Source organism: Sulfurovum sp. (assembly GCF_041562805.1).
Classification (GTDB): Bacteria; Campylobacterota; Campylobacteria; order Campylobacterales; family Sulfurovaceae; genus Sulfurovum.
Genome location: NZ_JBFFOH010000247.1, coordinates 1 through 2,546, shown reverse-complemented (window position 1 = coordinate 2,546; position 2,546 = coordinate 1). Strand labels below are relative to the sequence as shown.

Sequence of the window (2,546 nt, the reverse complement as noted above, 5' to 3'; positions counted from 1 at the left end):
ACACCTCTAAAAACCTTAGAGGCAGCAGCGGGAGAGAGGTGTAGAGACCTTGCGGTTTCTGCCTGTTTATGCCCATTAGTGCGTTTATTATAGCTGAGTTTCTGAAAAGGGATTGGCACCGAATTGACACCTAAATTCTATTTATACCCCTTATTTCCAAAATCAAAGAAAGTAGAGATGTAACCACTAGGATGTAATTTTAGCAACAGAGCAAAGTAGTGGGTTGTCACCCGACCCTAAATTTTAAAGCACAACAATCTTATTATTTGGATGATACTCTTTGATCATCTTTTCAAAAGCCATATATTGTTCAATATACTCGTTATATAAATCGCTTCCTATTGTAAAAATAGGTTGTATTTTCATATCTCGTAATTTTTTCTCTTTGTATAGTTCAACAAACTGTTTACTGACGACAATCTCTCCCATACAATAAGTCGGACCAACTGCCTCCCGTGAATAATTAAAATCCAAAGCTTGTTCTACAGCCTCTTTGGTATAGCTTGCACATCCTTTGATCCCCAAATACTTACACTCATCTTCAATGCCTTCCTCCCTAGTACAATCTTGAAAAGCAGGTGGCATGAGGTTTGGAATATGCAAAAAGAAATGATTATCAACACATTGACCTTTTCTTTTCTCTACGGGTAGAAGATCAAATCCACGTAAACCGCTTTCTTGCAAATATGTCGCTACGGTTTTATTCATCGCACAGGCATTGATCCACGTCCCGTAAAATACAAAACGATTTGTTTTAATATTGAGAGATTTGACTATAAATTTTTTAGGGATTACTATGGGATAAGGATCATTAGGGTTGGCAAATTGTTCATTTGTAATATATTCAATTCTTTCATCTAGGGCATCGTTGTCAAAAGGCATCTGTTTGACACCTTTAACACTAAAAAGCGCTACCTCTTTTTGTTCTATTGCGGTGAGTTTAACCTCATTAAAAAGAAACTCCATTCCTGGGGTATCAGCTGTCAATTCCAAATAACGCTTTAATCTATCCGATCCTACTTCCATGGGATCAGGGTAAGGACTAAATTCATACTCATGATCAGAAAGTCTTTTTCTACGAGCAATCTCATATGGATTATTTTTGTTATAAGTGAGGATATCTACTGTTGGATCACCTTTAAGAATTCTTTCTTCAAATGGACGTGCATATTTGTCAGCCTCATATGCATTATCTTTTCCCCAATAAATTAATTTCACATCTAAACCTTTTAGCAATTAAATTACACCTCAGGGGTTGCATCTCCACTTTTATGTCAATGCGGAATAGTATACCTATAGTAGTTTAAAATCATTGTAATCTATTTTATTTGTGACAGGAGATTGCATGCCTACACGTCCACGAATAGATCTGGCGGGTTACCATCACATCATTAACAGAGGGGTAAACCGTTGCGATGTTTTTAACACCTCGACAGACAAAGAGATGTTTTTAAAGATCTTTAATAAAACGGCACAAATACATCATGTAACGCTTCATGATTACTGTCTTATGGACAACCATTACCATCTGCTAATCGAAACAAGTAAAGAGAATCTCACTACCTGCATGCGCATCGCCAATGCCAATTACGCTCAGTACTTCAATAAACGCTACCAACGAAGTGGTCACCTCTGGCAAGATCGTTACAAATCCAAATACATAACATCCGAAGCGTATCTCTATACACTTATACGCTATATAGAGAATAACCCTGTTGAAGCAGGCATATGTGTAAGAGTAGGAGAATACCCTTTTACCTTGGCGGCATGCTTTTTAAATGCCAAAGCGTACCATCCCTGTTCCAAAGCATCGATCCTTATAAAAGAATTCGACATACAAACACTCACGGAGCTGCTGGATGTGCCGATGTCAGAAGAAGAGATGAACGTTCTCAAAAAAATGCAGCAGGAAAAAATAGAGAAAACCGACGAGGGCTTTAGGGTGAGCTGTTCCATAGCATTTGAAGAACATTTTTATAATGTTCAGAGTAAACAAGAAAGGAACGCAGCGATAGTCAATGCCTATCTCGACGGATACATCCAGGCAGACATCGCAGACTATCTAAATCTTTCGAAATCGCTCATCTCTAAAGTCGTCAAAAGTGAAAAGTGGAGATTCAACCTCTGGGGTGTAATTACAAATGATTCATTAAAGGGTAATGGAAACTTAATTTATAAACTGTTATTATAAATTTCTTAAGGAGGATTTTTATGAAAAAAAATTTAAGTTTGCTAATCGCATTTGTCGGAATCGGGATATTGTTTTCAGGGTGTGGTGCTAAACCCTATGTGGATACAAAGTCAAATGATTATGCGACATTGCAGTTGGTACCAAAAAGTAAAACATTGATTTTTACTGATGACTATTACGCCTTTATAACTGACTTTAGCAAAGGGTGTGATAAAGATGAGTTTTTAGGTGTGATCGAAACGGATAGTGATACACCAAGCCGGGTGGCAAAAATACCGGCAGGAAAACCTTTGATAATCAAAGCAAACTATACCATTACCAGTAATAACTCTACATATACAGAATATGACCTTTT

General features: G+C 37.2%; 3 protein-coding genes. 2 read left to right on the top strand and 1 reads right to left on the bottom strand.

All coding sequences use genetic code 11. From position 1 onward, the window contains the following. Positions 1-243 precede the first annotated feature (243 nt). Complete coding sequence (locus tag ABYK33_RS15345; RefSeq protein WP_373034194.1) at positions 244-1,218, bottom strand: hypothetical protein; 975 nt, start codon at positions 1,216-1,218, stop codon at positions 244-246. A gap of 127 nt (positions 1,219-1,345) precedes the next feature. Between ABYK33_RS15345 and ABYK33_RS15340 the strand changes: the two genes are divergently transcribed. Together ABYK33_RS15340 and ABYK33_RS15335 are read left to right on the top strand one after the other, a co-directional pair. After that, the gene (locus tag ABYK33_RS15340; RefSeq protein WP_373034193.1) at positions 1,346-2,191 is read left to right on the top strand and encodes a transposase; all 846 of its coding nucleotides are present in this window, start codon (positions 1,346-1,348) and stop codon (positions 2,189-2,191) included. 20 nt (positions 2,192-2,211) lie between these two features. Next, a partial coding sequence (locus tag ABYK33_RS15335) for a hypothetical protein (protein WP_373034192.1) occupies positions 2,212-2,546 on the top strand: 335 nt, incomplete at its 3' end.